The organism is Erythrobacter donghaensis, from assembly GCF_001557325.1.
Lineage (GTDB): Bacteria > Pseudomonadota > Alphaproteobacteria > Sphingomonadales > Sphingomonadaceae > Erythrobacter > Erythrobacter donghaensis_B.
In genome coordinates, this window is the sequence record NZ_LSJS01000072.1 from 1 (window position 1) to 22,016 (window position 22,016).

Genomic DNA, 22,016 nt, shown 5'->3' on the forward strand with positions numbered 1-22,016 from the left:
AGGCTCAGCAGCACCCGCCAGTCGATCGCGAAGATTCGCGTCAGCAGCGCGACGCCGACGCCGAGGCAGGTGAGCGCGAGGCCGAGGATCACCCAGCCCTCCGCCCCCGCGCCGAAGCGCGCCGCCACCGCGCGGATCGCGCCCGCGCCGAGCAGGCCCGCAAGGCCCCCCGATTGCGCCGGGAGCGTGCCGCCCGGCCCTTCGAACACGAGGCCGAGCACGGTCGCGATCAGGGTGATCGCGATCAGCAGCAGCGCGGTCGGCATCCACCAGGCGGTGGTCTCGGGCGCGTCCCCGTTCTCGACATCGCGCCACAGCTTGCGGGCGGAGACGTAGAGCAGCGGCAGCAGCAGCACCCCGGGCAGGCCGAACACCAGCAGCACCCGGTCCGCCGCCCAGGCCCCGGCGCGGCCCATCCAGTTGGCGACCTCGGCCGGGTCGGCGGCGGTCGAGGGGCTGGGATCGGTCTGGGTGTAGCTGGCGAGCGCGAGGGCGAGGAACACCGCCGCCCCCAGCAGCAGGCCCGAGGCGGTCATCTGCGCGATCCGGCGCATCGAGCGTCGCAAGCCGGCGCGCCATTCGGCGTCGGTCTGGCGAACGGGTTTACTCGGTGCGACCGCGCGGCTGGCCATGGGGATTCTCCTGTGCGGAACACATCATGAATCCTCCCGGGAGTCCGGTCAAGGAAAGAGCGATGGACAACATGGCCGCAGGGATCGCCCCTACGCTCCTTGCGTTACCGGGAGAGGCCGTCGATCGCGGCCCAGCCTTTCCACCTTAAGGCGCGCGCCCTCGCTTTCGTCATCCCGCCCAGCGCAATCACCGGCAGCCGCGTTTGCCGCGCCAGCAGCCGGAAGCGCACGGCGCCCAGCGTCTTGCCGTCCGGGTGCGAGCGGGTCGCGAACACCGGCGAGAGCAGCGCCGCATCCGCGCCCAGCCGTGCCGCCAGGCCCAGCTCGGCGAGGTCATGTGCGGTGGCAAGGTGGATGAGGCCCGCCCGGCGCGGCCACAGCGCGCGGGGTGCACCATAGATCCCGTCCGCGCCCCACTCGCGCGCGGTCAGCGCCGAATCCGCGAGAACCACCACATGCCCGCGCGCCTTCGCCGCCCGCCGCAGCGCGCGAAAGCGCGCGAGGCGCTCGGCCCCGTCCAGATGATAGTGGCGATAGATCAAGCCCGAACCACGCGGCAGCGCGGCGAGGGCCCGCTCGATCACCGCATCGTTGCGCGCGTCGGAGATCAGCCACAGGGCGGGGAGGGTCTTTGCGCGGGGCACGGCTCCGCTATAGAGCCGCCGCATGGAAAACGCAGCATCCCGCCTCGAAGCCGTCCGCGCCAACATTGCCCGCGTCTGCAAGCCCGCCCGCCGCGAGCCGGCCTCGGTCACGCTCATCGCGGTGAGCAAGACCCACGGCCCCGAGGCGATCACCCCGCTGATCGAGGCCGGCCAGCGCGTCTTCGGCGAGAACCGGGTGCAGGAGGCGCAGGGCAAATGGCCCGCCTTGCGCGAGGCGCATCCCAGTATCGAACTGCACCTCATCGGCCAGCTGCAATCGAACAAGGCGGAAGAAGCCGTGGCGCTGTTCGACTGCATCCACTCGCTCGACCGGCCGAGCCTGCTGACCGCGCTCGCCCGCGCGATGGACAAGGCCGGGCGGCAGGTGCCGTGCTTCGTCCAGGTCAACATCGGCGACGAGCCGCAGAAGGGCGGCTGTCCGATCGCCGAGCTGCCCGCGTTCCTCGGCGAGGTGCGGCAGACCGGCATCCCGCTCGCCGGGCTGATGTGCATCCCCCCCGCCGATACCGAGGCCGCGCCGTTCTTCGCCCTTCTCGCCAAGCTTGCCGCCGATCACGGGGTGAGCGGCGGCCTCAGCATGGGCATGAGCGGGGATTACGAGACCGCGGTGATGCTCGGCGCGACCCACGTGCGGGTCGGCACCGCGCTGTTCGGCGCGCGGGGATAGGCCTCCCTCCCGATCCCGCAATGAAAAAGGGCGCCCCGTTGCCGGAGCGCCCCTTTCGTGCCCGCTGGCCGCGGATCAGAAGTTGAACCGCCCGGTCACGCCATAGACGCGCGGTTCGGCGAGGAAGTGCGAGAAGATCTGCCGCCCGCCCGGGAACTGCGGATCGACGAAAGGCGCCGAGGTGGTGCCCGCCTGGAACGGCGAGTTGAAGGCGACCTGGGCGTAGTCCTTGTTGAAGATGTTCTGGCCCCAGAACTCCAGCGACCACTTGAGGTCCGGCCCGCGGATCCCGATGCGCGCGTTGAACAGCGCGAAGCTTTCCTGCTCCTTCTGCGGGAACAGGTCGGAGCCGGTGTTGTAGCCCTCGGTGTAGCGCCCGTCGAAGTAGACGAGGCCGGTGAGGCCGCTCGAGCCGATCGCCGGGGTCCAGGTGATGCTGCCGGTCGCGACCCATTCGGGGGCGTTCGACAGGTTGTCGCCGGGCAGCTGACGCAGCGCCGGATCGAGCGGTGCGCCCGCGCTGGTGCCGACCAGATCGTCGACATAGCGGGTGCGCGCGTAGGTCACGCCGCCCGCGATGTTGAGGTCGTCGAGCGGATTGATCTGGGTTTCGATTTCAACGCCCTGCGTGCGCACGCCGTAGCTGACATCGCTCGCGGCGCAGGCACCGGTGGTCGCGCTGGTGTCGCGGTCGGCGGACGGCCCGCCGACCAGATCGCCGCTGCAGCCGTTGATGTTCTGCACCAGGAACACCGTCCCGTTGAAGGTGTTCAGCTGGAAGTTGCTGAAATCCGAACGGAACGCGGCAAGGCTGAGGCTGAACGGACGGGTCGCGTACTTGAGGCCGATTTCGTAGCTGTCGACCAGCTCGGGATCGAACTGGAGGTTGCCCACCAGCGCCTGCGCCCCGGTCTGCCCGCCGAACGGCTGGATCGGCGACTTCAGCGCCGAGCGGTCGAGGTTGAAGCCGCCCGCCTTGTAACCGCGCGCATAGCTGCCATAGACCAGCAGGTCGTCGGTCGCCTTCCACGAAAGGATTGCGGTGCCGGTCCACTCGTCCTCGGACCGGTCGTCGGAGATCGAGACACCGTTGAGTTCGGCGGTCGAGTTGCCCTGGCACGACAGCCCGATCAGCGAACCCGCAAGGGCGCGGGCGGTGGCGTTGGTGCTCGAAAGATCGTCGAGCAGCAGGCCCTGCACCGTGGTGCAGACAGTGTTGTCGTTGCCGAAGGTTGCCGAGAAGTCCTTCTCGTCGTTGGTGTAGCGCAGGCCCAGGGTCAGCGCGAGGCTGTCGGTGATGTTGACGATGTTGTGCGTGAACAGCGCCCAATTCGTGCCGTCCTGGAAGTAGCTGTCGTTGGTCGTGCCGCGGTCATTGAGCGAGTCCAGCGCGGTGAAGCCGGCGACGATGTCCGCGCCCGAAGCGCCCGTCGCGGCGGCGAGCGTCGCCGGGCCCACGCCCGGTGCGACGCACAGCGGGCTGGTGGGCGAATAGAGCCCGGCAAGCCCGCCGCCCGAGATGATGCGGCAATTGGCGAAACGGCCGTATTGGTTGCCGAAGCGCAGGTTGTCGCGAACGGTCAGCTCCTCGTTGGCGAAGAAGCCGCCGACGAGCCAGTCGAGCTTGCCGTCGAAAGCCTCGCCCTGCAGGCGCAGTTCCTGAGTGAAGGTGTGGAACTGGCGGTAGGCATCATCGCTCTCGGCGCGGTAGAGGATGTCGACCGTGCCGTAATCGGTGTCCGAGGCCTGGCCCGAACGGTATTCGCGGTAGGCGGTGATCGAGGTCAGCGTCGCCCCGCCGAAGTCGTAATCGACCTGGGCCGAGAAGCCGTAGTCCTTGGTAACGCCGGCATAGCTGCGGCCGGGGGTCACCGAGACCGTGCGGTCGAAGCCCTGGTTGAAGGCGGCGAGGTTCTGGCCCAGATCGCGCAGTACGTTGATGATGTTGTTGCCGTTGGTCTGCAACGGCGTAAGCGGGGTCGAGGGATTGTTGAGATTGCCGATCGACGGGGTGATGCTGGCATCGACATAGGTCGCCGCGCAGCACTTCTCGTCGCGGTAGGTGTAGTCCGCGATCAGGCGGATCGACAGCGCGTCGGTCGGTTCGAACAGCAGCTGCCCGCGCGCGAACAGGCGGTCGCGGTCGTTGATGTCGGTGTTGTTGGCCGGATCGGTGTAGAAGCCGTCGCGCTTGACGTAGATCCCGTCGAGGCGTGCCGCGAGGTTATCGGTGATCGGGCCGGTGATGCTGCCGCCGATGCGGAAGAAATCGTAGTTGCCGTAGGTCGCCTCGGCGGTGCCGCCGAAGGTGAATTCGGGCTTCTTCGAGAAGATGCTGATCAGACCGGCCGAGGAGTTGCGGCCGCCGAGCGTGCCCTGCGGGCCGCGCTGCACTTCGACGCGGTCAAGCTCGCCCAGCTCGTTGAGGCCGATGCCCGAGCGCGAACGGTAGACGCCGTCGATGAACACCGGCACCGAGCTTTCGAGGCCGGGGTTGTCGCCGGCCGTGCCGATCCCGCGGATACGCGCCGAGCCGTTGGCTTCCGAGCCGGTCGAGGACACCAGCAGCGAGGGCGCGACCTGGTTCAGCTGGCGGATGTCGTTCGCGCCCGAGTTGATGAGGGTGTCCGAATTGATCGCCGAAATCGCGACCGGCACGTCGGCGAGCGCCTGCTGGCGCCCCTGTGCGGTGACGATAATGACGTTTTCGGCTTCCGGTTCCGCGGCGGCTTCTTCGTCCTGCGCGAAGGCGGCGGTGGGAAGGAAGGCCATGCCAGTGCACGCAGCGAAGTGTAGGATTTCATCTGGTATCTCTCCCAAAGCTAACTTTTGTTTTGGAACATGACTAATCGGATCGCGCGCGACTGCAACCGGCCTTTCATCGATGCGTAAAATTTCACCCCGTGTGTGGCATTTACGCCTTTTCCAGCTGTTCCTGCCGCTGGTCGCTCGCCGCGGCGAGCAGCGCGCCCTCGATCTCGGCGAGCCGTTCGGGCGCCTTGATCTTGGCGGCGGTGAGATCGGTCACGTAAAAGGTGTCCGCCGCAGCCTCGCCATAGGCGGTGATGTGCGCCGAATGGACGATGAGGTTGGCCTTGTAGAGCGCGTGCGCCAGCCGGTTCAGGAGCGCGGGGCGGTCGCGCGCGGTGACCTCGACCACGGTGAAGTGGTTCGAGGCGTCGTTGTCGAAGCCGACCCGCGGCGCGACATCGAAGGCTTTCGCGCGCGAGTGCGCCAGCGGCCGCGCGGCGAGCTTGGGCACCAGCTCCACCTTGGCGAGCAGCGCGTCGCGGATGCCCTTCTCGATCCGCGCCATCTGCGCTTCCTCGCGGAAGGGCTGGCCGTTCTGGTCCTGCACCAGAAAATTGTCGACCGCATAGCCTGACTTGGCAGTGTGGATGCGCGCGTCGATGATGTTGGCACCGGCCAGGTGGATGCCGCCCGCCATGCGGTAGAACAGCCCCGGATGGTCGGCGGCGATCACGTTGACCCGGGTCGCGCCCCGGGTCTCGTCGACTTCGCAGTGGATCGAAAGGTGGTCCGCGGTCGCGATGGCGGCGTCATATTGCACGAGGTTGCTGGCGATGATGTCCTCGGGCTCGGCGATCCAGTAGGCATCGCCGAGCAGCGCGCCGACGCTGTCGACGAGGTGATCCTGATCGCCCAGCAGGCGCTGCACCGCGTCCTTCTTGGCGGTGACCCGCGCCTTTCTCCCGTTGCCCTTGTGGCCCAGCCGCAGGCGTTCCTGCGCGGCGTCGTAGAGCTCGCCCAGGAGCTGCCCCTTCCAGCTGTTCCACGTCCCCGGCCCGACCGCGCGGATATCGACCGCGGTGAGGATCGCGAGGTTGCGCAGCCGCTCGAGGCTCTGCACCTCGGCAACGAAATCCTCGATCGTCTTGGGGTCGGTGAGGTCGCGCTTCTGCGCGGTGCGGCTCATCAGGAGGTGGTGGAGCACCAGCCAGGCGACCAGATCGGTCTCCTTCTCGTCGAGCCCGAAGCGCGGGCACAGGCGATGCGCCACTTCCGCGCCGAGCACCGAATGGTCGCCCCCGCGCCCCTTGGCGATGTCATGCAGCAGCACCGCGACATAGAGCGCGCGGCGCGAGGCGAGCTTGGGAAATTCGCGCGTCGCGCGCGGGTGGTCGGCGGCGAGCAGGCCCCGCTCTATCTGCGAGAGCAGTCCGATCGCACGGATGGTGTGCTCGTCGACCGTGTAGTGGTGATACATGTCGAACTGCATCTGCGCATTGACCCGGCCGAAGTCCGGTACGAAGCGGCCGAAGACGCCCGCCTCGTTCATCCAGCGCAGGGCAGTTTCGGGGTCCTTGCGCCCGCTCAGCAGATCGAGGAACAGCGCATTGGCGCGCTTGTCGCGGCGCAGCTTGCCGTCGATCAGCTTGGCGTCGCGCCCGGCCTGGCGCATGGTCTCGGGGTGGACTTCCAGCCCCTCGGCCTCGGCGAGCTGGAACACCTCGACGAGGCGCACCGGGTCCTGCCGGAACCAGTCGTCCCCCGGGGCGCGCAGCCGCCCGCCTTCGACGGTGTAGCCCTTGAACTGGCGGGGGCGCTGGGTCCAGCCGGCGAAAAAGCCGGTGCGCGGGCGCGTCTTGGCCATCTCCTCGTCGAGGTGGGCAAGGAACACGCCCGTCAGGCTGCCCACGCGTTTCACCTGGAGGAAGTAGTACTGCATGAACCGCTCGACCGCGCTCTTGCCCGGGCGGTCGGCGAACAGCATGCGCTCGGCCACGGCGCGCTGCAGATCGAAGGTCAGCCGATCCTCGGCGCGGTCGGTGAGGATGTGCATGTGGCAGCGCGCCGCCAGCAGGAAGCCCTCGGCGCGGCGGAAGCTGCGGTATTCGCTGGTGGTCAGCAGGCCCACGTCCACGAGCTGCGCGGCGTTGTCGACCCGGTGGACATATTTGCCGATCCAGTAGAGCGTCTGGAGATCGCGCAGGCCGCCCTTGCCCTCCTTGACATTGGGCTCGACCACATAGCGGCTGTCCCCCATCCGCTTGTGCCGCGCATCGCGCTCGGCGAGCTTCTGAGTGAGGAACTGGCGCTCGGAGCCCTTGGCGACCTCGTTCCAGAAGCGCGCGCGCAGCTCGTCGTAGAGCGCCTGTTCGCCCCACACGAGCCGGCTTTCGAGCAGGGCGGTGCGGATCGTCAGATCCTCCTTGGCCATGCGGATCGTGTCGGCGACGGTGCGGCTCGAATGGCCGACCTTGAGGCCCAGATCCCACAGGATGTAGAGCATCGTCTCGATCACCTGCTCGCACCACGGCGCGCGCTTGCCGGGGGTGATGAAGGCGACGTCGACATCCGAATGCGGCGCCATTTCGGCGCGGCCGTAGCCGCCGACCGCGAGGATCGCGAGGCGCTCGGCCTGGGTCGGGTTGGGAACGGGGTAGAGGTGGGTGGTGACGTGATCGTGAATCACCCGCAGCAGCTGGTCGATCAGGAAGCTGAAGCCGGCGGTGACCTCGTGCCCGGCAGACGGCGCATCGAGCAGCCGCCGCGCCAGTTCGGCGCGACCTTCGGCCAGCGCGGTGCGCAGCGCGGTGACGATGGCGGGGCGGGCACCGGGCCCGCCCGCCGCGTGCAGCGCCTCGATCTCCTCGGCCAGCGCGCGCCGGTCGATGATCGCACGCTGGCCGGGGACGCGGGAGGGGCTCACGGGCTGCAACTCACGCGGCGACGGCCTCACCCAGATAGCGGGCCTTGACCGAGCGCTTGTCGATCTTCTGCGTGCCGAGCCGCGGCAGGGGCTCGTGCGCGATCCAGATCTGGTGTTCGAGCGGCACCTTGAAGGGCGCGATCCGCTCGAGCAGGAAGGCGCGCAGCTCGCCGGGGCTGATTGCCGGGCGCCCCTCCTTCATCGCATAGACCGCCGCGGGCACCTCGCCGAAGCGTTCGTCGGGCAGGCCGAAGACCGAGCATTCGCCGATGTCGTCATGCGCATAGATCGCATCCTCGACCTCAATGCACGAGATGTTCTCGCCGCCGCGGATGATGATGTCCTTCTTGCGGTCGACGATGAAAAGGTAGTCGTCCGCGTCGAGATAGCCCAGGTCGCCGGTGCGGAAATAGCCGCTGTCGGTGAAGGCGGCGGCGGTCGCCTCGGGGTTCTTCCAGTAACCGCGGAAATTGGCGACCGAGCGGATGCAGACCTCGCCCACCGCGCCTTGCGGCAGCGGGTTTCCGGCATCGTCGAGGATCGCGAGATCGACCATCGGCTTCGACGCGCGGCCCGTCGAGCCCGGCTTGGCGAGGTAGTTCTCGTTGAAATTGCCGCAGCCGACCGCGTTGGTCTCGGTGAGGCCATAGCCCAGGAGCGGGAAGCCGCCGGGGAAGGCTTCCTTGATCCGGGTGACGTGCTCCACCGGACGCGGCGCGCCGCCTGCGGCGAAGCTCTTGCACTTCGACAGGTCGTATTTCTCGCGGTCGGGGTGATTGGCGATCTCGTAGCTCATCAGCGGCACGCCGACAAAATAGGTGACGTTCTCTTCCGCCATCAGGCGGATCGCTAGGCCCGCGTCCCACTTGGGCATCAGCACCAGCTTGCGCGCGATGGCGAAGCTCTGGAGGAACAGCGGCACCTCGCCCGTGACGTGGAACAGCGGCACCGCGACGAGCGCGCAGGGCTGGTCGGTGAGCACCTCGCCGCTGCTCTCGACATGGAGCTTGGCCATGGCCGATTGGCAGACATAGTTCATCACCGCGTTGACCACCCCGCGGTGATCGGACCAGGCGCCCTTGGATTTGCCGGTCGACCCCGAGGTGTAGAGGATCGTCGCGAGGTCGTCGGGGCCCAGTTCGCCGAGCAGCGCGATCGCTGCGGGCGTGCCTTCGGGCGCGGCCCAGGCGGCAGCGAGGCCCTCGGCGGGCGCATTGCCGTGGCCGAACAGGACGATTCTGGCCGGGTGCGCGTGGCCCTCGAGCCGCGCGGCGCGGCCCTCGTCGGCGAGCAGCACCTTGCATTCGGCCAGTTCGAGCCCGTAGGCGAGTTCCTCGCCGCTCGAGAAGCCGTTGAGCAGCGTGGCGCAGCCGCCCGCCATCAGGATCCCCATGTAGGCGATCATCCAGTTGGCCGAATTGCGCGCGGCGAGCCCGATGCGGTCGCCCTTCTGGACGCCGTGGAGCCGGATCAGCCCCTCGGCCACATGCGTCGCGGCGGCATAGGTCTCGCCGAAGGTGAGGCGGACGTCGCCATCGACGAGGAAGGGGATGTCCTTGTTCTGGTTCGCGAAATGGGCGAAGTAATGGGCGAGGCTAGGCGGCGCGGCGGCAAAGACCGGCAGCTCGACCCCGTCGCGCACGAAGGGCACGGTGGCGAAAGGCTGGCCTTCGGCGGTGAGGCCGGTGACGATCGCTTCGAGCGCATTGTCCAGCGCGGTGGGCATGCGGTTGTGTTCCTCTCTCGTTGTTGCGGCGCCCGGTTCCCGGATCACCTGTCCCATTCCGTCCGGCTGGCTGCGTGCCCCTTCCCCTGCCCCCTTCGCTGTGCCAGAAGCGCCAGCGCGATCAGGGCCGTTTCGGGCTCACCGTTACGGCATATCATTGCAATAAGAGGTTCGCTCCGTGCTGTCACTACTTGCCGCAAGCGCCGCCGCCGTCGATCCGATACAGTTCGCCGAGCTGCGCCTCGCCAAAGGTATCGATCTCGGCTTCTTCCAGCTGCGGTTCTATTCGCTCGCCTATCTGCTGGGGGTGATCTTCGCCTATTGGCACACCTCGCGCGCGCTCAAGGAGCCCGGCGCGCCGATGGCGCAGCGCCATGCCGACGACCTGTTCTTCTACTGCACGCTGGGCGTCATCATCGGCGGGCGGCTCGGCTATGCGACCTTCTACGAGCCCGCCTTGTGGACCACCTTCGCCAATGACAGCTGGCTGAGCTGGCGGCTGGTGCGCCTGTGGGAGGGCGGGATGAGCTTCCACGGCGGCCTGATCGGCGTCACCGTCGCGATGCTGTGGATCGCGTGGCGCGAGAAGCTCAATTTCATCCGCGTGGTCGATTACGTCGCGGTCGGCGTGCCGATGGGGATGCTGCTCGGCCGGCTCGCCAACTTCGTCAACGGCGAGCTCTACGGACGGCAAACCGACGTGCCGTGGGCGATGGTGTTTCCGAGCGATCCCGCCGAGCTGCCGCGTCATCCGAGCCAGCTCTACCAGGCGGGCCTCGAAGGGCTGGCGATGCTGGTCATCATGCTTTCGCTGTTCTGGCTGACCCGTGCGCGCTACCGCCCGGGGCTGCTGACCGGCGTGTTCACCATCGGCATGGGGGTCGCGCGCTTCGTAAACGAATTTTTCCGTGAGCCGGACCAACAACTGGCTGAATTCGCACTCCGCACCGGACTATCGATGGGGCAATGGCTGACCATACCGCTTATCCTGACTGGATTGATTGTCGTGATCTTCGCGCTGCGCAAGAAGCCGCTGGCGGCGGGGACGGCAGCGCCGGCCTGAACGGCGGGCCGGGGGCGTGGAAGAGCGCGCTCCGGCTGATCGATCCCGAACCCGATCACGAGGCCGCCGCGCGCGACGATCGCGCGGCGCGCGAGGCGGCGCGGCTGGCCGCCAAGGCTGAGGCGGAAGCCGCCGCGCGCGAGAAAGCCGAATCGCTCGCCCGCGCCAAGGCCGAGGCCGAGGAGCGCGCGCGGGCGGCGAAGGAGGCCCGGGCCCGCGAGAAGGCCGAGGCCGAAGCCCGCGCGCGTGCCGAACGCGAAGCGCGCGAGCAAGCCGCGGCAGAGGCGCGTGCGAGGAAGCTCGCCGAGGCCGAAGCGCGCCGCCGCGCCGAGGAGGAGGCCCGCGCCCGCGCCGCCGCCGAACTCCAGGCCAAGAAGGAAGCCAAGGCCCGCGCTGCTGCCGAGGCCAAGGCGAAGGCCGAGGCCGAGGAACGCGCCCGCCGCGAGGCCGAGGCTGCCGCGGCCGCCGAAGCCGCCGAACGCGCGCGCGCCGAGGAAGAGGCCCGCCGCGTCGCCGAAGCGCGCGCCAGGGCCGAAGCCGAAGCCCGCGCCCGCGCCGAGGCCGAAGCGAGGAGGCGCGCCGAGGAGGAGGCACGCGCCCGCGCCGCCGAGGAAGCGCGACTCAGGAAGGAGGCCGAAGCGCGCGCCAAGGCCGAAGCCAAGGCCCGCGCCAAGGCCGAGGCCGAAGCCCGCGCAAGGGCCGAGGCGGAGGAAAAGGCGCGGAAGGCCGCCGAGGAAAAGGCCCGCCGCGAAGCCGAGGCCAAGGCGAAGAAGGAAGCCGAGGAAGCCGCCCGCCGCGCTGCCGAGGAAGCGGCCCGCCTTGCTGCCGAAGAGGCCGCCCGGAAAGCCGCTGAGGAAGAGGCCGCGCGCATCGCCGCCGAGGAACAGGCCAGGCGCGAGGCCGAGGAGGCCGCTGCCGCCGAGCAGGCCCGGCTCGAGGCCGAAGTCCTCGCCCGCGCGCAGGTCGATGTGCCCAAGGTCTTGCGCCGCCTGATCCGCGAGACCGGCCCGATCCCGCTCTCGCAATACATGGGCGAGAGCAATGCGCGCTATTACGCCAGCCGCGATCCGCTGGGCGAACAGGGCGATTTCATCACCGCTCCGGAGATCACGCAGGTCTTCGGCGAGCTCATCGGGGTGTGGCTGGCCGACCTGTGGTCGAAGATGACCAAGCGCAAGTACATCCACTATGTCGAGCTCGGGCCCGGGCGCGGGACGCTCGCCAAGGATGCCTTGGGCGCGGCGGCGAAGCAGGGGTTGAAGCCGCAGATCCACTTCGTTGAGACCTCGGCCACGCTGCGCAAGCTCCAGCGCGAGGCCTTCCCCGACTGCATCCACCACCACGACATCTCGACCCTGCCCGACGACGCGCCGTTGCTGATCGTCGCCAACGAGTTCTTCGATGCCCTGCCGGTGCAGCACCTGATCCGCTCCACGGATGGCTGGTACGGGCGGATGGTGGGGCTGGAGGGCGACGATTTCACCTTCGTCACCGGCAAGGAGCGATTGGATCACCTCGTCCCGCCGAGCTGGGTCACCGCCTCGCAAGGGACTCTGATCGAGACCAGCCCGGCCGCGGTCGCGCTGATGGCCGAGATCGCGCGGCGGCTGAAGGAGCAGGGCGGGGCGGCGCTGATCATCGACTACGGCCACGAGGAGCTGCGCTCGGGATCGACCTTGCAGGCGCTGAAATCGCACCAGAAGGTCGATGTCTTCGCGCACCCGGGCGATGCCGACCTCACCGCGCATGTCGATTTCGAGCTGCTCCAGCACGTCGCGCAGCAGCACGGCGCGGACGTGATGGGGCTGCAATACCAGGGCGAATGGCTGATCCAGATGGGGATCGACACGCGCATGGAAATGCTCATCCGCCGCGCGCCCTATCAGCGCGACAAATTCGAACGGCAGCGTAACCGTCTCGTTAAGGACAGCGAAATGGGAAGGCTGTTCAAGGTGCTCGGCCTGTGCGGACGGCGCTGGCCGTTCGGCGCGGGCTTCGATTGATTGGGGAGAGCGAAGATGACGCGCAAGGGTGTGATGGCGGCCGTGCTTGGCGCAGGCCTCGGACTGGCGGCGCTGGTGCCTGCGGCCTTCGCGGCAGAGCCGATCACGGGCCGCTGGGTGACGGCAGAGAAAGACGCGGTGATCGTGATCGCCCCTTGCGGCAAGGCCCTGTGCGGGACGATCGAGCGCTTCCTCGTCCCCCCGCCGCAGGGCAACGACCAGCGCGACATCAACAACCCCGACGCCGCCAAGCGCAAGCGCAAGCTGCTGGCGACGACCCCGATCCTTTCGGCCTTCACGCAGGAAAGCGACCTGTGGCGTGGCCAGATCTACGATCCCAAGAGCGGCAAGACCTATCGCTCGGTGGTGCGCCGCAAGGGGCCCAACGTGCTCGAGGTCAAGGGCTGCATCGGCCCTTTCTGCCAAACGCAGGTGTGGCGTAGAGCGGTTTAGCCAAAGCTCGTCATCCCGGACTTGATCCGGGATCGGGTTCGATATGCTCCCACATCGGATTATCACTCTCGATCAGTTCGATCTTCCATTGCCGGTGCCAGTTCTTGAGCTGCTTTTCCCGCCAGATCGCCTCTTCGATGGTAGGATAGGGCTCGGCGCGCACCAACTTGTCGAGGCCGTATTTGCGCACGAAAGCCGAGCCCAGTCCGTTGCGATGCTGCCAGATCCGCTGGATGATGTCGGCGGTCACTCCAATGTACAGCACACCGCGCGGCTTGTTGGTCAGGATGTAGACCCAGCCGCCGCGCATTGTCAGCGCCCGGACGAGAGCGGTCCCGGATCAAGTCCGGGACGACGGAGTTCTCTGGAAAGCATCTCCGCCGCCTGCTTGGGCGTCAGCTTTCCCGCATCCTCGCGGTCGACGGCGAAATTGGCCTCGCGCATCGCCTCGACGCTGATTGCGCCAAGGAGCGGCTGGAGTGCGGCGGCGATGCCCGGGTCGTCGGCGATGCGGGGAGAGAGCAGCAGCAGCGCATCATAGCTCGGCAGCGCGCCCTTGGGGTCGGCGAGCACCACCAGCTTGTCCGCCGCTATCCGCCCGTCCGAGGTATAGGCGCTGATCACGTCCGCCTCGCCCGATTGAAGCGCGTTGTACATGAAGGTTGGCGCGAAGTTGCGGGTGCGCCCGAAGCGCAGCCCATAGGCATCGCGCACCGCTAGCCATTCGGGCCGCTCGAAGAACTCGGGGTCGCCGCCGACGGTGAGGCTGCTGCCCTTGCCGACCAGATCGGCGAGGCTGGTAACGCCCAGCGCCTTGGCGCGGTCGGCGCGCATCGCAAAGGCATAGGCGTTCTCGAACCCCAGCCGCCCGAGCACCTTGACGCCGTTCGTCTCCGCTTCCCACGCGCGGATGGTTTCATACATCGCCTCGCGCCCGGGATTGTCGGCGCGCTTGAGGTAATTCGACCAGATCGTCCCGGTGTAATCGACCGAGATGTCGATGCTCGAGGAGGCCACCGCCGAGTGCACCACCGCGCTCCCCAGCCCGTCGCGATATTCGACCCGATAACCCGCCGCCTCCAGCCGTGATCCGATCAGCTGGGCGAGGATGTATTGCTCGGAAAAGGATTTGGCGGCGATAACCACGGGGCGCTCTTCGCTGGCGGGGCGTTGCGCCCAAAGCGCGGCCAGAATGCCGAGCAGCACGATCGCCATCCCGCCATAGGTCATCCAGCGCTTGCGGCGGGCAAGGCCGACCTCGATCACCCACAACAGGTTGTCCGCCGCCAGCGCCAGCCCCGCGCTGGCAAGGCACCCTGCCAGCACCAGCGCCCAGTTCTGGGTCTGGAGGCCCGCGAAGATCGGATCGCCGAGGCTCGGCTGGCCGATGGTGGTGGCGAGCGTCGCCGCGCCGATGGTCCACACGCTCGCGGTGCGGATGCCGGCCATGATGAAGGGGGCGGACAATGGCGCCTCGACCAGCACCAGCTTCTGCCACTTGGTCATGCCCACGCCATCCGCCGCCTCGAGCACGCCCTCGTCGAGGTTGGCCTGCGCGGTGACGGCATTCCTGAGGATCGGCAGCAGCGCATAGAGCGTCAGCGCCATCAGCGCAGGCAGGAAGCCGAGCGTCGGCAGCCCCTCGCCGAACACCGTGCGCAGGGACAGCAGCAGCGGGAAGAACAGTGCCAGCAGCGCGAGCGCGGGGATGGTCTGGACCAGGCTCGCGAGGCTCAGCGCAATCCGCGACACCGCGCGCGAACGTCCCGCCCACACCGCCAGCGGCAGCGCGATCAGCATGGCAAGCCCGATCGCGCTCGCCGCCAGCACCACGTGGGCAGCGAGCTTGTCGCCGAGGCCGGGGAGGATGTCCCAGATCTGCTGCATCAGCCGCGCCCCTCCCCCCGGAGTTCCATCGCGGCCAGGCGCTCGGCCTGCTCGCGCGGGACGCTGACCAGCCGCTGCGCCACCGCGCCGCCCTCGCCCGCGAGCAGCGCCTGCGGGGTCGCGTCGGCGACCAGCTCGCCCTTGTCCATCACCAGCACGCGGTCGGCGAGCAGCAGCGCCTCGGCCATGTCATGCGTCACCATCACCGTGGTGAGGCCGAGGCGTTCGTGCAGCTCGCGCACCTTGCGCCCCAGCGCGTCGCGGGTGACGGGGTCGAGCGCGCCGAAGGGCTCGTCCATGATGAGGAGTTCCGGCTCTCCCGCCAGCGCGCGCGCCACGCCGACGCGCTGGCGCTGCCCGCCGGAGAGCTCGTCGGGCATGCGCGTGGCATAGGCGGGATCGAGCTCGACCAGCTCGAGCAGCGCGGCGATTCGCCCCGCCGCCAGCTTCTCGCCCGCGAGCCGCGGGCCGATCGCGATGTTCTCGGCGACGGTCATGTGCGGGAACAGGCCGATCCCCTGGAACACGTAGCCGACCCGGCGGCGCAGGCGGGCAGAGGGCAGGGTGCTCACGTCTTCGCCCGCGAACAGCACCCGGCCTCCGGTGGGCTCGACCAGCGTGTTGACGGTCTTCAGGAGCGTCGACTTGCCCGAGCCCGAGGCGCCGACCATCGCGACGAAACACCCCGTTGCGATGTCGCAGCAGACCCCGTCCACGGCGGTGACCTCGCCGAAGCGGCAGATCACGCCGTCGAAGCGGAGCAGGGGCGGCGCGGTTTCCATCTTTTGTGAGGATTAGCGAGAGTTGCGCCGTGACGCCAGCGTCCCCGATTGGCGTTTCCGCGATGACTTGCTATGCGGGAATCTCAGAACAAACATTACGCGGCGAGGAACAATTCATGCGCGCCACCCCCGATTTCGACTTCCAGCTGGGCGAGGCGGCTCAGATGATCCGCGAAACAACCGCGCGCTTCGCCGACGAGCAGATCGCGCCCCTGGCAGAGCGCACCGACCGCGAAGACCGCTTCCCGCGTGAGCTGTGGGAGCCGATGGGCGCGCTCGGCCTCCACGGCATCACGGTCGAGGAAGAGTGGGGCGGGCTGGGGCTCGGCTATCTCGAACATGTGATTGCGGTCGAGGAAGTGTCGCGGGCCAGCGCCAGCGTCGGCCTCTCCTACGGCGCGCATTCGAACCTGTGCCTTAACCAGATCCGCCGCTGGGGGGATGACGACCAGAAGGCGAAATACCTCCCCAAGCTGATCAGCGGCGAGCATGTCGGCAGCCTCGCCATGAGCGAAGCCGGGGCCGGGTCGGACGTGGTCTCGATGAAGCTCAAGGCCGATGCGGTGCAGGGCGGATTTGTGCTCAACGGCACCAAGTTCTGGATCACCAACGCCCCCGAGGCCGATACGCTGGTGGTCTATGCCAAGACCGACGGCAGCGCCGGCAGCCGCGGCATCACCGCCTTCCTGATCGAGAAGGACGACGAGGGTTTTTCCATCGGCCAGAAGATCAGCAAGGTCGGCATGAAGGGCTCGCCCACCGCCGAGCTGGTGTTTTCTGACTGCTTCATCCCCGAAGACCGCGTCATGGGCCCGCTCAACGGCGGGGTCGGCGTGCTGATGAGCGGGCTGGATTACGAGCGCGTGGTGCTCGCCGGATTGCAGCTCGGGATCATGCAGGCGTGCCTCGACACGGTGATCCCCTACCTGCGTGAGAGGAAGCAGTTCGGCAAACCCATCGGGTCGTTTCAGCTGATGCAGGCCAAGGTCGCCGACATGTATGTCGCCCTGCAATCCGCCCGCGCCTACACCTATGCGGTCGCCAAGGCCTGCGACGCCGGGCAGACGACGCGCTTCGATGCGGCGGGGGTGATCCTGCTGGCGTCCGAGAACGCCTTCAAGGTCGCGGCGGAAAGCGTGCAGGCGCTGGGCGGGGCGGGCTACACCACCGACTGGCCGGTCGAACGCTACATGCGCGACGCCAAGCTGCTCGACATCGGTGCGGGCACGAACGAGATCCGCCGCATGCTGATCGGGCGGGAATTGATCGGGGCGGCGGGGTGATCCTCCCCGTGCCGAGGAGGAACTGGAATGAGCACCGACGAAGACTACGTCTATGACGAGGCCAGCGGCGAATGGCTCCCCGCGTCCGAACTCGCGGCCCAGCGCGCGGCGGAGGACACGGTCGAAGTCCGCGATGCGGTCGGCAATCTGCTTGCAGACGGCGATGCGGTGACGCTGATCAAGGATCTCGAGGTCAAGGGCGCAGGCCAGACGCTCAAGCAGGGTACGCTCATCAAGTCGATCCGCCTGACCGGCGACGCGCAGGAGATCGACTGCAAATACCCCGGCATCAAGGGCCTCGTCCTGCGCGCCGAATTCGTGCGCAAGCGGTGAGGGTGGGCTAGCCGGATGGCACCGGACCAGCCCGATCTTGCCGCCGCGCTCGGGATCGAAGTGTTCGACTTCGGTCCCTTGGCCGGGCTCTATCGGCCGGTCGAAGCGGGCGAGTGGAAACTGGCGATCGGTGCGAATATTCCGTCGCGCGGATATTGGAGCGGGCTGACACTGGTGCGCGAAGTGCCGGTGCTGACGCGTGGCTCCGAGACATGGATGTCGCTCACCCCGGTCGAGTATGAAAGCCAGATCCTCGGCGTCGAGGCGGCGCAGGGCCATGTCGTGATCATGGGATTGGGCATGGGCTGGGTCGCGGCCGAGACGGCGCTGCGCGAGGGCGTCTCGTTGGTCACGATCGTCGAGCGCGATCCGCAAGTGATCGCGCTCCACCGCGAACTCGATCTGTTTGCGCGTCTGCCCGGCGATGTGGGCGAGAAGGTGCGGATCGTGGAGGGCGATGCGTTCGCGTGGCGGCCCGATCAGCCGGTCGATCTGTTGATGCCCGATATCTGGCTTAATCTGGTCGAAGGGGACCGCGTGCCCGATGTGCGCCGGATGCAGGACAATATCGGCGCGCGGGCGATCTATTTCTGGTGCCAGGAGCTGGAAATCGCGCGCCATGCCGCCGCGGCGGGGCGCATGCTTGATCCGGCCGGGGTGAACGACACGGTGCGCGATTTCGCGCTGCCCTTGGTCATCCCCGAGGGGATCGACTATCCCGCCATCGTCCATTCGGCCGCACGGCAATGGATGCGCGATCGCTGGTTCGCACCAGAACACGCCGCCATTCTGGATGCGGCAAACCTTGGCTAGAAGCGATCTTGGCCTTGGCGCGCGGCGCGGTTAGGGCTGCGCGCAGGAGAGACCATGACCGCACCTGTTCTGACTTCGAAACTCGACCGCGAGGCACCCGAGGCCAAGGCCCGCTTCGCGCACAACCACGCCCTCGCGCAGCAACTGCGCGCCCGGGTCGCCGAAGCCGCCTTGGGCGGGCCGGAGAAGCACCGCGAACGCCATGTGTCGCGCGGCAAGCTGCTCCCCCGCGAGCGGGTCGAGCGGCTGCTCGATCCGGGTTCGCCCTTCCTCGAGGTCGGCCAGCTGGCGGCGAACGGGATGTACGAGGGCGATGTGAATGGCGCCTCGATCATCACCGGGGTCGGGCGCGTCTCGGGGCGGCAGTGCATGATCGTGTGCAACGACGCGACCGTGAAGGGCGGCACCTACTACCCGATGACGGTCAAGAAGCACCTGCGCGCGCAGGAAATCGCTCAGGAGAACCGGCTGCCGTGCATCTATCTGGTGGACAGCGGGGGCGCGAACCTGCCGCATCAGGCCGAGGTCTTCCCGGACCGCGACCACTTCGGGCGGATCTTCTTCAACCAGGCGAACATGAGCGCCCTCGGCATTCCGCAGATCGCCTGTGTCATGGGGTCCTGCACCGCGGGGGGCGCCTACGTCCCCGCCATGTCGGACGAGACGGTGATCGTCCGCAACCAGGGCACCATCTTCCTTGCCGGCCCCCCGCTGGTGAAGGCGGCGACGGGCGAGGAAATCACTGCCGAGGACTTGGGCGGCGGTGACTTGCACGCCAAGAAATCCGGCGTGGTCGATCACCTCGCCGAGAACGACGAACACGCGCTCACCATCGTGCGCGATATCGTATCGCACCTCGGCGCGAACACCGGGGCGGCGAAGGACGTGGCGCTGAAGGACCCGCGGGCACCAAAATTCGACGCCGAAGACCTCTACGCGCTCATCCCCGAGGACGTGCGCGCGCCCTATGATGTCAAGGAAGTGATCGCGCGGCTGGTCGACGGCAGCGAGTTCCACGAATTCAAGGCGCATTACGGCGCCACCCTTGTCTGCGGCTTCGCCCATATCTGGGGGATGCCGGTCGCCATACTCGCCAACAACGGCGTGCTGTTCTCCGAGAGCGCGCAGAAGGGCGCGCATTTCATCGAGCTGGCCTGCCAGCGCCGCATTCCGCTGCTGTTTCTCCAGAACATCAGCGGCTTCATGGTCGGCGGAAAATACGAGGCGGAGGGCATCGCCAAGCATGGCGCGAAGCTCGTCACCGCCGTCGCCACCGCGACCGTCCCCAAGGTCACCGTGGTGATCGGCGGCAGCTTCGGCGCGGGGAACTACGGCATGTGCGGCCGCGCCTACTCGCCCCGCTTCCTGTTCACCTGGCCCAACGCGCGCATCTCGGTGATGGGCGGGGAGCAGGCGGCGAGCGTGCTCGCCACCGTCCACCGCGATGCCGACAGCTGGACCCCCGAACAGGCCGAGGCGTTCAAGGCCCCGATCCGCCAGAAATACGAGGACGAAGGCAACCCCTACTACGCCACCGCCCGCCTGTGGGACGACGGGGTGGTCGACCCGGTGCAGACCCGCGACGTCCTCGGCCTCGCCTTTGCCGCCTGCCTCGAAGCCCCGATTGCCGAGCGCCCAGCCTTCGGCGTGTTCCGGATGTGATCGGAGAGAGCGATGGAATTCAGCGTGGAGAATGGATTTGTCTGGAACAGGCCCGACCGGGAAACCCTCTCGGCTGGCCTTCGAACCCTCGCGCCGGGCAGTGACAACACCTTCGCCATTTTCGACCTGTACGGGTTGGCCTCACCGGAATTCATCCAGACCGCTTGCGACGCGGACGGGTTCATCATCGAACGCCGGGAGCAGGAGCCTGCGCACCATTTTCGCGCCATCAGGGCCGGGACAGTCGGCGATCGCGTCTTCTCGGTCGAGGAGGTGATCACCGCTTTCCACGACTTCGCCTACGGCGATGACCGCACGCCCGCATTCATCCGCTGGGAGAACATGGACAGCGAAGTGGGCCTCTGATCGCTGCGACAGAAACCTCCACACGCCTCCTTGCGAAACTCCCCCCATTGCGGGCACAAACGCAGGCGGCATGTCCGGAAGCGCCGATTGCCGAGTGGCCCGCCTTAGGCGTGTTCCGGATGTAGAGGAGGCCCGCTTGGTCGATATTGTCTTTGTGCCGGCGCTGGTCGCAGTCTTGCTGAACAGGGAAAGAGAGAAGGGCGCGCCCCTGACCGAGGCCGAGGTGATCGCAATTCGCGATTCCAGCGAGGCCATCGCCATGACCCGCGAGCAGCACCTCGAGGTGATCGCGGCCCGGGGATATCTCGATATCGATCCGGAGCATGCGTGGGAGGCATGGCAAGACGCCCGCAAGGATTTCGAGGGTCAGGAGTAGACCCCCTCGCCTTGTGATACCGGGCAGACTGAAACCGCGCCCCGCCCTCTTGCGTAGCTAACCCAAGTTAGGCCACAAGCGCGAAAGCCTTTTGGGAGAGGGCAGGGACATTGCCGCACATGCCGACCGCCGCCGCGCACACCCGTGCGCCAACTCTGCTTTCGCGCATCGTGCGCCGGATCATCCTCGCCATCTGGTATATCCGCGGGTGGAAGATCGAATCCCCGCTGCCCAAGCACCTCAAGAAATTCGTGATCGCGGGCGCGCCGCACACCACCAACTGGGACTTCGTGTTCTTCACCGGCGCCACCCATGAAGAGGGCATCCGCCCCAACTTCATGGGCAAGCACACGCTGTTTCAGGGGGTGATGAAGAATTTCATGCTCGACATGGGGGGCATCCCGGTCGACCGCCGCAGCCGCCTCAACGCCACCGAGCAGGTCGCCGCGGAATTTGCCGTGCGTGACGAGTTGGCGCTGGTGATCGCGACCGAGGGTACGCGCAAGACCGACGGCAAGTGGAAATCGGGCTTCTACCACATCGCCCGCGCCGCGAACGTGCCGATCGTCCCCGCCTTTGCCGACAATGCGCGGCGGATCATCAGCTTCGGCGAACCGCTGGTGCCGACCGGCAATTATGGCGAGGACCTTCTCAAGATCGCCGAGTGGTTCCGCTCGAAGCTGCCCGATTACGAGCGTTTCAAGGTCCTGGAACAACAGGCGCGCGACATCATTGCGGGCAAGAACGATGTTTGAACTCCTCGCCATCAACGCCGCGATCCTGATCGTGCTGGTGCTGATCCAGTGGGCGATCAGTGTGAAGATCGACGACGTCAGCTTCATCGACGCCTTCTGGGGCGCCGGCATGGGCATCCTCGCGGTGGCAAGCTGGCTGCATGTGCGCGGGGGGCCGGGACAACTTGCGACGCTGATCATGCTGATGACCGCAGCCTGGGGCTTCCGGCTCGGCATCTATCTCTTCCTGCGCTGGCTCAAGGAGGGCGAGGACAAGCGCTACAAGCTGATCCTCAAGAAGGATCGCGAGGCGGGGCGCTTCGCGCAGGCCGCGCTCACCCGCGTGTGGCTGATGCAGGCGGTGCTGCTGTTCATGGTTTCGAGCCCGGCGCAGGTCGGCATCCTCGCCAGCTCCGAACCTTCGCCGATCCCGCCGCTCGCTTGGGTCGGCTTCGCCCTGTGGTGCGTCGGCGTGTTCTTCGAATGGGTCGGCGACTGGCAGCTCGCCCGCTTCAAGGCCGATCCGGCGAACCACGGAAAGGTGCTCGACACCGGGCTGTGGCGCTACACCCGTCATCCGAACTATTTCGGCGATTTCGCCGCGTGGTGGGGCATCTGGCTCGCTTGCGCCGCGGCGGGCTGGCCCTACGCGGCGGCGACCGTCATCGGCCCGCTGTTCCTGAGCTTCACCCTCACCAAGTGGTCGGGCGTGGCGTTGCTCGAGCGCGGTCTGGACAAGTCCAAGGGCGACAAATACGCCGATTACAAGCGCCGCACCTCGGCCTTCTTCCCGCTGCCGCCGAAGACCTGAACGCCGCCGCCGGCGCCACCATCGGCGTGCTGCGTCGCACAAAAAATCGACGAGCGGCTCTTTTGCCCCGCGCAAAGCTCGCCTAT

20 protein-coding genes are annotated in these 22,016 nt (G+C 67.6%); 12 read left to right on the forward strand and 8 right to left on the reverse strand.

Features of this window, described 5'->3' with window-relative positions; all coding sequences use genetic code 11:
• A partial coding sequence (locus AX692_RS03335; RefSeq protein ID WP_196491758.1) for a DNA translocase FtsK 4TM domain-containing protein occupies positions 1 to 632 on the reverse strand: 632 nt, incomplete at its 3' end.
• Positions 633 to 736: 104 nt separating this feature from the next.
• Positions 737 to 1,276, reverse strand: a complete 540-nt coding sequence (locus AX692_RS03340) for a thiamine phosphate synthase (RefSeq protein ID WP_330997335.1) — start codon at positions 1,274 to 1,276, stop codon at positions 737 to 739.
• A gap of 22 nt (positions 1,277 to 1,298) precedes the next feature.
• On the opposite strand from AX692_RS03340, the gene AX692_RS03345 reads away from it, so the two are divergent.
• Positions 1,299 to 1,964 (forward strand): YggS family pyridoxal phosphate-dependent enzyme, encoded by a 666-nt coding sequence (locus tag AX692_RS03345; protein ID WP_073974998.1) that lies wholly within the window; start codon positions 1,299 to 1,301, stop codon positions 1,962 to 1,964.
• A gap of 75 nt (positions 1,965 to 2,039) precedes the next feature.
• Here the strand turns inward: AX692_RS03345 and AX692_RS03350 are convergent, their stop codons facing one another.
• From AX692_RS03350 to AX692_RS03360, 3 genes are all read right to left on the reverse strand, one after another.
• Positions 2,040 to 4,736, reverse strand: a complete 2,697-nt coding sequence (locus tag AX692_RS03350) for a TonB-dependent receptor (RefSeq protein WP_081095107.1) — start codon at positions 4,734 to 4,736, stop codon at positions 2,040 to 2,042.
• 142 nt (positions 4,737 to 4,878) lie between these two features.
• Positions 4,879 to 7,638 (reverse strand): [protein-PII] uridylyltransferase, encoded by a 2,760-nt coding sequence (locus tag AX692_RS03355; RefSeq protein ID WP_073977563.1) that lies wholly within the window; start codon positions 7,636 to 7,638, stop codon positions 4,879 to 4,881.
• Between the two features lie 10 nt (positions 7,639 to 7,648).
• Positions 7,649 to 9,364, reverse strand: a complete 1,716-nt coding sequence (locus AX692_RS03360; RefSeq protein WP_073976030.1) for a class I adenylate-forming enzyme family protein — start codon at positions 9,362 to 9,364, stop codon at positions 7,649 to 7,651.
• Between the two features lie 178 nt (positions 9,365 to 9,542).
• Here AX692_RS03360 and lgt point away from each other — a divergent pair, with 178 nt between their 5' ends.
• Genes lgt through AX692_RS03375 form a run of 3 tightly spaced genes read left to right on the forward strand, consistent with a single transcriptional unit; the run spans position 9,543 to position 12,883 of the window.
• Positions 9,543 to 10,427 carry a prolipoprotein diacylglyceryl transferase gene (gene lgt / locus AX692_RS03365; protein ID WP_073976031.1) on the forward strand — a complete coding sequence of 295 codons (885 nt, stop codon included), beginning with the start codon at positions 9,543 to 9,545 and terminating at the stop codon, positions 10,425 to 10,427.
• Positions 10,331 to 12,430 carry a class I SAM-dependent methyltransferase gene (locus AX692_RS20720; RefSeq protein ID WP_330997298.1) on the forward strand — a complete coding sequence of 700 codons (2,100 nt, stop codon included), beginning with the start codon at positions 10,331 to 10,333 and terminating at the stop codon, positions 12,428 to 12,430. The genes lgt and AX692_RS20720 overlap by 97 nt, the downstream gene beginning before the upstream one ends.
• A gap of 15 nt (positions 12,431 to 12,445) precedes the next feature.
• A complete protein-coding gene (locus tag AX692_RS03375; protein ID WP_073975622.1) occupies positions 12,446 to 12,883 on the forward strand; it encodes a DUF2147 domain-containing protein in 438 nt (145 codons plus the stop codon).
• Positions 12,884 to 12,893: 10 nt separating this feature from the next.
• On the opposite strand, the gene AX692_RS03380 is transcribed toward AX692_RS03375, so the two are convergent.
• The 3 genes from AX692_RS03380 to AX692_RS03390 are packed head-to-tail and all read right to left on the reverse strand — an operon-like array spanning position 12,894 to position 15,552.
• Positions 12,894 to 13,193, reverse strand: coding sequence for a GIY-YIG nuclease family protein (locus tag AX692_RS03380; protein ID WP_073975623.1), 300 nt, complete (start codon positions 13,191 to 13,193; stop codon positions 12,894 to 12,896).
• A gap of 2 nt (positions 13,194 to 13,195) precedes the next feature.
• Positions 13,196 to 14,770, reverse strand: a complete 1,575-nt coding sequence (locus AX692_RS03385) for an ABC transporter permease/substrate-binding protein (RefSeq protein ID WP_073975624.1) — start codon at positions 14,768 to 14,770, stop codon at positions 13,196 to 13,198.
• Positions 14,770 to 15,552 (reverse strand): ABC transporter ATP-binding protein, encoded by a 783-nt coding sequence (locus AX692_RS03390; protein WP_073975625.1) that lies wholly within the window; start codon positions 15,550 to 15,552, stop codon positions 14,770 to 14,772. The genes AX692_RS03385 and AX692_RS03390 overlap by 1 nt, the downstream gene beginning before the upstream one ends.
• Positions 15,553 to 15,668: 116 nt before the next feature.
• On the opposite strand from AX692_RS03390, the gene AX692_RS03395 reads away from it, so the two are divergent.
• The 8 genes from AX692_RS03395 to AX692_RS03430 all read left to right on the forward strand — a co-directional run bounded on the left by AX692_RS03395 (position 15,669) and on the right by AX692_RS03430 (position 21,930).
• The gene (locus AX692_RS03395) at positions 15,669 to 16,835 is read left to right on the forward strand and encodes an isovaleryl-CoA dehydrogenase (protein ID WP_073975626.1); all 1,167 of its coding nucleotides are present in this window, start codon (positions 15,669 to 15,671) and stop codon (positions 16,833 to 16,835) included.
• A 27-nt stretch (positions 16,836 to 16,862) separates the two neighbouring features.
• Complete coding sequence (locus AX692_RS03400) at positions 16,863 to 17,168, forward strand: alkylphosphonate utilization protein (RefSeq protein ID WP_073975627.1); 306 nt, start codon at positions 16,863 to 16,865, stop codon at positions 17,166 to 17,168.
• 15 nt (positions 17,169 to 17,183) lie between these two features.
• Entirely contained in the window at positions 17,184 to 17,981 is a 798-nt protein-coding gene (locus AX692_RS03405) for a hypothetical protein (protein WP_073975628.1), read from the forward strand.
• A 54-nt stretch (positions 17,982 to 18,035) separates the two neighbouring features.
• The gene (locus AX692_RS03410) at positions 18,036 to 19,643 is read left to right on the forward strand and encodes a carboxyl transferase domain-containing protein (RefSeq protein WP_073975629.1); all 1,608 of its coding nucleotides are present in this window, start codon (positions 18,036 to 18,038) and stop codon (positions 19,641 to 19,643) included.
• A gap of 12 nt (positions 19,644 to 19,655) precedes the next feature.
• On the forward strand, positions 19,656 to 20,009 hold the full coding sequence (locus AX692_RS03415) for a hypothetical protein (RefSeq protein ID WP_073975630.1): 354 nt from the start codon (positions 19,656 to 19,658) through the stop codon (positions 20,007 to 20,009).
• 136 nt (positions 20,010 to 20,145) lie between these two features.
• Positions 20,146 to 20,385: a hypothetical protein gene (locus AX692_RS03420; RefSeq protein ID WP_073975638.1), complete on the forward strand. Its 240-nt coding sequence runs from the start codon at positions 20,146 to 20,148 to the stop codon at positions 20,383 to 20,385.
• Between the two features lie 119 nt (positions 20,386 to 20,504).
• On the forward strand, positions 20,505 to 21,140 hold the full coding sequence (locus tag AX692_RS03425; protein ID WP_073975631.1) for a 1-acyl-sn-glycerol-3-phosphate acyltransferase: 636 nt from the start codon (positions 20,505 to 20,507) through the stop codon (positions 21,138 to 21,140).
• Positions 21,133 to 21,930 (forward strand): DUF1295 domain-containing protein, encoded by a 798-nt coding sequence (locus tag AX692_RS03430; RefSeq protein WP_073975632.1) that lies wholly within the window; start codon positions 21,133 to 21,135, stop codon positions 21,928 to 21,930. The genes AX692_RS03425 and AX692_RS03430 overlap by 8 nt, the downstream gene beginning before the upstream one ends.
• The last annotated feature ends 86 nt before the right edge of the window (positions 21,931 to 22,016 follow it).

Excerpts from the sequence above, each read along its gene's own strand:
- AX692_RS03345 (WP_073974998.1), top strand. The coding sequence starts at position 1,299 with ATGGAAAACGCAGCATCCCGCCTCGAAGCCGTCCGCGCCAACATTGCC.
- AX692_RS03350 (WP_081095107.1), bottom strand. The coding sequence starts at position 4,736 with ATGGCCTTCCTTCCCACCGCCGCCTTCGCGCAGGACGAAGAAGCCGCC.
- AX692_RS03360 (WP_073976030.1), bottom strand. The coding sequence starts at position 9,364 with ATGCCCACCGCGCTGGACAATGCGCTCGAAGCGATCGTCACCGGCCTC.
- AX692_RS20720 (WP_330997298.1), top strand. The coding sequence starts at position 10,331 with ATGGCTGACCATACCGCTTATCCTGACTGGATTGATTGTCGTGATCTT.
- AX692_RS03375 (WP_073975622.1), top strand. The coding sequence starts at position 12,446 with ATGACGCGCAAGGGTGTGATGGCGGCCGTGCTTGGCGCAGGCCTCGGA.
- AX692_RS03380 (WP_073975623.1), bottom strand. The coding sequence starts at position 13,193 with ATGCGCGGCGGCTGGGTCTACATCCTGACCAACAAGCCGCGCGGTGTG.
- AX692_RS03385 (WP_073975624.1), bottom strand. The coding sequence starts at position 14,770 with ATGCAGCAGATCTGGGACATCCTCCCCGGCCTCGGCGACAAGCTCGCT.
- AX692_RS03390 (WP_073975625.1), bottom strand. The coding sequence starts at position 15,552 with ATGGAAACCGCGCCGCCCCTGCTCCGCTTCGACGGCGTGATCTGCCGC.
- AX692_RS03395 (WP_073975626.1), top strand. The coding sequence starts at position 15,669 with ATGCGCGCCACCCCCGATTTCGACTTCCAGCTGGGCGAGGCGGCTCAG.
- AX692_RS03400 (WP_073975627.1), top strand. The coding sequence starts at position 16,863 with ATGAGCACCGACGAAGACTACGTCTATGACGAGGCCAGCGGCGAATGG.
- AX692_RS03405 (WP_073975628.1), top strand. The coding sequence starts at position 17,184 with ATGGCACCGGACCAGCCCGATCTTGCCGCCGCGCTCGGGATCGAAGTG.
- AX692_RS03410 (WP_073975629.1), top strand. The coding sequence starts at position 18,036 with ATGACCGCACCTGTTCTGACTTCGAAACTCGACCGCGAGGCACCCGAG.
- AX692_RS03415 (WP_073975630.1), top strand. The coding sequence starts at position 19,656 with ATGGAATTCAGCGTGGAGAATGGATTTGTCTGGAACAGGCCCGACCGG.
- AX692_RS03425 (WP_073975631.1), top strand. The coding sequence starts at position 20,505 with ATGCCGACCGCCGCCGCGCACACCCGTGCGCCAACTCTGCTTTCGCGC.
- AX692_RS03430 (WP_073975632.1), top strand. The coding sequence starts at position 21,133 with ATGTTTGAACTCCTCGCCATCAACGCCGCGATCCTGATCGTGCTGGTG.